Annotated in this window: 5 protein-coding genes; 2 read left to right on the forward strand and 3 right to left on the reverse strand. The window is 56.3% G+C overall.

Annotated elements, in window-relative coordinates; translation table 11 throughout:
- Positions 1-16: 16 nt before the first annotated feature.
- From treC to treR, 3 genes are all read right to left on the reverse strand, one after another.
- A complete protein-coding gene (gene treC, locus ACI2I2_RS18460) occupies positions 17-1,675 on the reverse strand; it encodes an alpha,alpha-phosphotrehalase (protein ID WP_404659203.1) in 1,659 nt (552 codons plus the stop codon).
- A 52-nt stretch (positions 1,676-1,727) separates the two neighbouring features.
- Positions 1,728-3,146, reverse strand: a complete 1,419-nt coding sequence (gene treB / locus ACI2I2_RS18465) for a PTS trehalose transporter subunit IIBC (protein WP_330985393.1) — start codon at positions 3,144-3,146, stop codon at positions 1,728-1,730.
- 140 nt (positions 3,147-3,286) lie between these two features.
- Complete coding sequence (treR, locus tag ACI2I2_RS18470; protein ID WP_404659204.1) at positions 3,287-4,234, reverse strand: trehalose operon repressor TreR; 948 nt, start codon at positions 4,232-4,234, stop codon at positions 3,287-3,289.
- A 188-nt stretch (positions 4,235-4,422) separates the two neighbouring features.
- Between treR and mgtL the strand changes: the two genes are divergently transcribed.
- On the forward strand, positions 4,423-4,476 hold the full coding sequence (gene mgtL, locus ACI2I2_RS18475; protein WP_404659212.1) for a mgtA regulatory leader peptide MgtL: 54 nt from the start codon (positions 4,423-4,425) through the stop codon (positions 4,474-4,476).
- Positions 4,477-4,630: 154 nt separating this feature from the next.
- Complete coding sequence (mgtA, locus tag ACI2I2_RS18480) at positions 4,631-7,339, forward strand: magnesium-translocating P-type ATPase (RefSeq protein WP_404659205.1); 2,709 nt, start codon at positions 4,631-4,633, stop codon at positions 7,337-7,339.
- Positions 7,340-7,470 lie beyond the last annotated feature (131 nt).

The raw sequence follows: 7,470 nt of genomic DNA on the forward strand, positions 1-7,470 counted from the left end.
GCGCCGCCCGGCAATGTTACGCTCGCTGTATCCACCAAATGGCTTCAAACGGGCGCAATGTCATCGCACCCGGCTTGTTTTGCGGTTGCGGGTAATTGCTCATCGCACTCTCCCATTCTCCATCCATTTCCTCAAGCTCACAGCGCTGTGTTTCTCGACTGAGGTTAGCCGCGACGATCAGCGTTTGCCCTTGCCATTCGCGGCGATAACACCACAGCGACGGATGCTCCGGCAGCAAGTCCTGATAGTTGCCCCAGGTCAACAGTGGCTCGTTTTTCCGTAGCTGTATCAGTTGCTGATACGTGAAGAACACAGAATCAGGATCGTTGAGCGCGGCCTGGACGTTGATCTCCCGCGCGTTGTCGCCCAACGCAATCCACGGCTTTCCTGTGGTGAAACCACCGTGAGCATCTGCGCTCCACTGCATTGGCGTGCGGCTGTTATCGCGGGATTTTCTGGTGAGGATTGCCAACAGCTCATCGGCATCGCGGCCCTGTGCACGCAGTTCGGCGTACATATTGTGGCTTTCTACATCGCGATATTCCGCGATACTCGTGAAATGCGGATTGGTCATGCCAATCTCTTCACCCTGATAGATATACGGCGTGCCCTGCATGCCGTGCAGCACCATCGCCAGCATCTTCGCCGCCGGAACACGGTATTCACCTTCATCACCAAAGCGCGACACGATGCGCGGCTGGTCGTGGTTACACCAGAACAGCGCGTTCCACGCGACGTTGTGCATCCCTTGCTGCCAGTGGCTGAACAGGGCTTTCAGGGCAACGTAATCCGGCAAGGCCTGCGTCCACTTTTCCCCGTTCGGATAATCCACTTTCAGGTGATGGAAGTTAAAGGTCATCGACAGTTCGCTGCCGTCGAGCGCGGCGTACTGCTGGCAGTTATCCAGGGTGGTGGAAGACATTTCACCGACGGTCATTAAGTCACGCGGGGCAAACACATCACGGCTCATTTCCTGAAGGAATTCGTGAACGCGTGGCCCATCGGTATAGAAGCAGCGCCCGTCGCCAACCGGATCGCTCGGGAAGCTCTGGTCTTTAGAAATCAGGTTCACCACGTCGAGACGCAGGCCGTCGACGCCGCGATCGGCCCAGAATTCACAGACTTTTTTTAGCTCGGCGCGCACTTCCGGGTTTTCCCAGTTCAAATCTGCCTGCTCGGTGGCGAACAGGTGCAGATAATATTGCTCACTTTCGGCGTGCCATTGCCAGGCGTTGCCGCCAAACTTTGAGCGCCAGTTGTTCGGCAGCTCGCCGGATTTGCCGTCGCGCCAGATATAGAACTGACGGTACGGGCTTTCCGGATTTAACGAGGCCTGGAACCACGCATGCTGGGTGGACGTGTGGTTCAGCACCATATCCAGCACGATGCGGATGCCACGCGCTTTGGCTTCGGCGACCAGTTCGTCAAAATCTTCCAGCGTGCCGTAAGCCGGATCGATGGCGGTGTAGTTTGCCACGTCATAGCCGTTATCCACCTGCGGGGAAACGTAGAACGGTGTCAGCCAGATGGCATCAACGCCGAGGGTTTTCAGGTAATCGAGGCGCAGTGTCACGCCGCGTAAATCACCGGTTCCACTGCCGGTGGTGTCCTGAAAACTCTTTGGGTAAATCTGGTAGATAACGCCGTTTTGCCACCAGTGGGGAAGGTTGTTCATAAGGCTGTCCTGGTCAAAAAGAGGAAGGGGCGCAAAGGCGCCCCAAAAAGAGTTACACAATCTGCAGCGTGCCCTGACGGAACTTACGCTGATACATCACGGTGGTGAGGGCGATTGGCACGATAATCGCGATAGCCATGGCGAGGGCAAACACCTGCCAGTAAGTTGGCTGAATGGAGAGGATGCCCGGCAAGCCGCCGACACCAATCCCGTTTGCCATCACGCCATTCAAACCACACAGCAGGCCAGCAAGGCCGGAGCCAATCATCGCGCACAGCATCGGGAAGCGGTATTTCAGGTTGATGCCGTACATCGCCGGTTCCGTCACGCCGAGGAAGGCGGAAATCGCCGCCGGGACCGAAATCTCGCGTTCGTTCTGTTTACGGCTACAAATAATGATGCCGACGACCGCAGAAGCCTGAGCAATGTTAGACAAGGCAATCAGCGGCCAGACTGGCGTGCCGCCCATGCTCTGGATCATCTGCATGTCGATGGCGAGCGTGGTCTGGTGCACGCCGGTGATGACCAGCGGCGCATACAGGAAGCCGAACAGCGCTGCGCCAATCGGGGCGAAACTGCCGGTCATCAGGTGGCGTACCGCGAAGGCCACACCGTCGCCAATCCAGCGACCGAACGGGCCGATAAAGGCGTGAGCCAGGAACACGGCAAGAATAAGCGAGCACACCGGCACAATCACCAGATAGAGATAATCCGGCACGATGCGCTTCATGCGCGTTTCAATAAAGCCAAGCATCAGACCCGCCAGCAGCGCCGGGATAACCTGTGCCTGATAACCCACTTTTTCAATGGTGAACAGGCCGAAGTTCCACACGTCCGGGATTTTGCTGCCGAGCTCATAGGCGTTCATCAACTGCGGGGAGACCAGCGTCACGCCCAGCACAATGCCGAGGATCGGTGTGCCGCCCATTTTCTTCACCGCAGACCAGCAGATACCCACCGGCAGATAGAAGAAGATGGCTTCGCCAATCAGCCACAGGAAGTCATACAGGCTTTGCAGGCCGGGGTACATTTTGGCCAGCGTCAGCCCGTTGCTCATCGGCACATCGCCAATGACGTTACGGAAACCGAGGATCAGGCCGCCGCTGATCAGCGCAGGCAGTAAGGGGAAGAAGATCTCCGCGAAGTGCGAGATCATCCGCTCATGCCATTTCATGTTCTGACGCGCGGCCAGTTTCGCCTGCTCTTTGTCGGCAGAAGCCTGGCCGGTGCTCGCCAGCAGCGCTTTGTAGTAATCGCCCACTTCGGTACCAATCACCACCTGGAACTGCCCGGCGTTAGTGAAGCAGCCTTTGACCATCGATAACTCTTCAATCGCTTTCGGATTGGCCTTCGCCGGATCGTTCAACACGAAACGCAGACGGGTAATGCAGTGGCTGACGGTGGCGATATTGTCGCGACCGCCGACCAGCTCTATCAGGCTATCAATATCCTGTTGTTTTACTTTGCTCATCATGAAGCCTCATGACCGTAGGGGAGAGGGAGTGTCATTTTCTGGCTGCAAGACTATCCGTTTCGCTTTTGCGGGAAAATGGGAACGTTCCCGAAATTGGGGAAAGATCACACTATTTCGTTTTCAGGCGGGGTTAAAAATCAGGCAAGAGTGGCGGGAATAACCAGTTGCTGCGGCTCGCTGCGCCCAGTGATCTGCTCGATCAATTGATTGGCGGCCTGACGACCGGCCTCGCCGTAGCCGGGATCAACAGCCACGATTTCTGGGTGCAGAAACTTCATCAATGGCGTGTTGCCGACGCTGGCAAGTTGCAGGGTGTCGATACGTTGATCCTGCAAATATTTGCTGGCGCCCATCGCAAGGGTGTCGGTGGCGCAGACCAACGCCGTCGTCTTCTCATGTTTGACGCTGGCAACGGCTTCATAACCCTGTTTCATTGCCAGGCCGGGCAGGGCAGCAACGGGGTCGAGTTTGTGTTTTTTGCAAAAGGCGAGATAGGCATCATGGCGGCGTTTACCGGTGGTGACATCGCTCTGCGGCACACCGAGATAGCTGATATGGCGATGGCCTTTGTCGTAAAGGCGCTGCATTAACAGGGTGATGGCCCCTTCGTCGTCGTAGCAAACGGAAGCAATGCCCTTGGCATCACGCGCCAGCATCACCAGCGTTTCCCGCCACGGCGTTAGCATACTTTGTGAAACGCCGGTAAAGCCAAACAGCACCACGCCATCGATGTTTCGCCGTTGCAACATCCCAAGGTGCTCTTCGACTTTCTCTGGCGAGAACTGGCTTTCCATCATGATCGGGTCGTAACCCTGCTCGTAGAACACCGGGAGCATAGTCTGCACCGCCAGGTTTTCTGACAGCGAATCAAGACGGGTGACGATAATCGCCACCACTTTATCGCTTTGACCGCGCATCGCACGCGCAGAGCGAGAAGGCGAAAATCCGTGCTGGTTCATCACCGCTTCCACCCTTTCACGGGTGCTGTCGCTGACACCGCTCTCATTGTTGAGGACGCGAGAAACCGTCGATTTTCCGACGCCGCTTAAGCGGGCAATGTCTTTAATGGTCAGCCGGTTTTGCATCTTTTTATCCGTATCAGCGAAGCGGTCAATGGTTCAGAGCGTAATCGTACTCAACGTAAGTTCAATGAGTAAAGTCTGGTATATGTGCCGTTTAGTTAATGGCGCGTAGAATAATGGCATTATCGCTACGCATTGTAAGGCCATCGGCGTATACTGCGCGGCGTTTTCTTTCACTTACCGGAGGCGTTATGGACCCAGATCCCACTCCCCATCCTCGATGGAGTCAATTTTCTTTCCGGTAAGCCAGTCTTTTCACTGCCTTGCCGATAAACCGTGAGGCAGTGACGTCACCTTTTTGATGTCCCTGTTTTAACTCAAAAGTGCCATTCGGGTGCGGATTTTCTGTGCCCGAAAGTTACCAGCGATCGCCGAACGGCGAGCGCAGAGGGACTTATTATGCTGAAAAACATCACCCGGCAGCTGCTCGCACAGCTTAGCCGCCATCTCCCACATCGTCTGGTTAGCCGCGATCCGCTGCTGGACGGAAAAACAGTCGCCAGCGGGCCGATCCCGGAAACGCTCGGCAAGCACTGCCTGAACGTCGCTGCGATGGATGAAAATGAAATCTGGCGTGCGTTCAACAGCCATCCAGAAGGGCTCAACCCGCAGGATGTGGCCGATTCACGTGAAAAACACGGGGAAAACGTCATCCCGGCGCAGAAACCTTCACCGTGGTTTGTGCACCTGTGGCTCTGCTATCGCAACCCGTTCAATCTGCTGCTGACCATTCTCGGTGTTATCTCTTATTCCACTGAGGATCTCTTTGCGGCAGGCGTCATCGCGCTGATGGTGGTTATCTCCACGCTGTTGAACTTCATTCAGGAAGCGCGTTCCACCAAAGCGGCCGATGCGCTGAAAGCGATGGTCAGCAACACCGCGACCGTGCTGCGAGTGGTTAACGATCAGGGCGAAAGCCGCTGGCTGGAGATCCCTATTGATCAACTGGTGCAGGGCGATATCGTCAAACTTTCTGCGGGCGACATGATCCCGGCGGATCTGCGCGTGTTCCAGGCGCGCGATCTGTTCGTGGCGCAAGCCTCGCTGACCGGTGAATCGCTGCCGGTAGAAAAGGTGGCGAGGACTCGTGAACCAGAGCAAACCAACCCGCTCGAAGCCGATACCCTGTGCTTCATGGGTACCAACGTGGTGAGCGGTTCCGCACAGGCGATTGTCTTCGCCACAGGCGGCAACACCTGGTTTGGTCAGCTCGCCGGGCGCGTTAGCGAACAAGAAAACGAACCCAACGCGTTCCAGAAAGGCATCAGCCGCGTCAGCATGTTGTTGATTCGCTTCATGCTGGTGATGGCACCGGTGGTGCTGATTATCAACGGCTACACCAAAGGTGACTGGTGGGAAGCGGCGCTGTTTGCGCTCTCCGTGGCCGTGGGCCTGACCCCGGAAATGTTGCCGATGATTGTGACCTCCACGCTGGCTCGCGGGGCGGTGAAACTGTCGAAGCAGAAAGTCATTGTCAAACACCTCGACGCCATTCAGAACTTTGGCGCGATGGACATTCTCTGCACCGATAAAACCGGGACGCTGACCCAGGACAAAATCGTGCTGGAGAACCACACCGATGTGTCCGGTAAAACCAGCGAACGCGTGCTGCATAACGCGTGGCTGAACAGCCATTACCAGACCGGGCTGAAAAACCTGCTCGATGTGGCCGTGCTGGAAGGTGTGGAACAAGAGCCCGCCCGTTGCCTGTCTGAACGCTGGCAGAAAATCGATGAGATCCCGTTCGACTTTGAACGCCGCCGTATGTCGGTGGTTGTCGCGGAACAGGACGACGTGCATCAACTGATCTGCAAAGGTGCGCTGCAGGAGATCCTCAATGTTTGTACTCAGGTGCGCTACAACGGTGAGATCGTGCCGCTCGACGACACCATGCTGCGCCGTATCAAGCGTGTGACCGATAACCTCAATCGCCAGGGGCTGCGCGTGGTGGCGGTGGCCACCAAATACCTGCCAGCGCGTGAAGGGGATTACCAGCGTATTGATGAGTCAGACCTGATTCTGGAAGGCTACATCGCGTTCCTCGATCCACCGAAAGAGACGACGGCTCCGGCGCTGAAAGCCCTGAAAGCCAGCGGCATCACTGTGAAAATCCTCACCGGAGACAGCGAACTGGTGGCCGCGAAAGTGTGCCATGAAGTTGGCCTCGATGCGGGTGAGGTGGTTGTCGGCAGCAGCATTGACGCGATGAGCGATGATGAACTGGCTGAACTCGCCAAACGCACCACGCTCTTTGCCCGCCTGACGCCAATGCATAAAGAACGCATTGTGACCCTGCTGAAACGCGAAGGGCACGTGGTCGGTTTTATGGGCGATGGCATCAACGACGCTCCGGCCTTGCGCGCCGCGGATATCGGCATTTCCGTGGATGGGGCGGTCGATATCGCCCGTGAAGCAGCAGACATCATTCTGCTGGAAAAAAGCCTGATGGTGCTGGAAGAAGGGGTGATTGAAGGTCGCCGCACGTTTGCCAACATGCTGAAATACATCAAAATGACCGCCAGTTCTAACTTCGGTAACGTCTTCAGCGTGCTGGTGGCGAGCGCCTTCCTGCCGTTCCTGCCGATGTTGCCGCTGCACTTGCTGATCCAGAACCTGCTGTACGATGTATCCCAGGTGGCGATCCCGTTTGATAACGTTGATGACGAGCAAATTCAGAAGCCCCAACGCTGGAACCCGGCCGATCTTGGGCGCTTTATGGTGTTCTTCGGGCCAATTAGCTCGATCTTCGACATTCTGACCTTCTGCCTGATGTGGTTTGTGTTCCACGCGAATACGCCAGAACACCAGACCCTGTTCCAGTCCGGCTGGTTCGTGGTGGGCTTACTGTCGCAAACGCTGATTGTGCACATGATCCGCACCCGTCGCATTCCGTTCATCCAGAGCCGCGCCGCATGGCCGCTGATTGTGATGACGCTGGTGGTGATGGCGGTCGGTATCGCGCTGCCGTTCACGCCGCTCGCAACCTATCTGTCACTGCAACCGCTGCCGCTGTCTTACTTCCCATGGCTGGTCGCGATTCTGGTGGGGTATATGACGCTGACGCAACTGGTGAAAGGGTTCTACACCCGTCGTTATGGGTGGCAGTAAGAATGGTGCAAACCCCTCTCCCTAACCCTCTCCCCGCGGGCTGAGGGATCCCCAGTAATATGGTCATTCGCCTGTGACCATATTACTGTACTCTTTCCCTAATAATTTCAGTGCATTAACTATATTCATTC

Source organism: Scandinavium sp. NPDC088450, assembly GCF_044900545.1.
GTDB lineage: Bacteria > Pseudomonadota > Gammaproteobacteria > Enterobacterales > Enterobacteriaceae > Scandinavium.

Coding starts and splice junctions, on each gene's coding strand:
- treC (WP_404659203.1), bottom strand. CDS start 1,675: ATGAACAACCTTCCCCACTGGTGGCAAAACGGCGTTATCTACCAGATT.
- treB (WP_330985393.1), bottom strand. CDS start 3,146: ATGAGCAAAGTAAAACAACAGGATATTGATAGCCTGATAGAGCTGGTC.
- treR (WP_404659204.1), bottom strand. CDS start 4,234: ATGCAAAACCGGCTGACCATTAAAGACATTGCCCGCTTAAGCGGCGTC.
- mgtA (WP_404659205.1), top strand. CDS start 4,631: ATGCTGAAAAACATCACCCGGCAGCTGCTCGCACAGCTTAGCCGCCAT.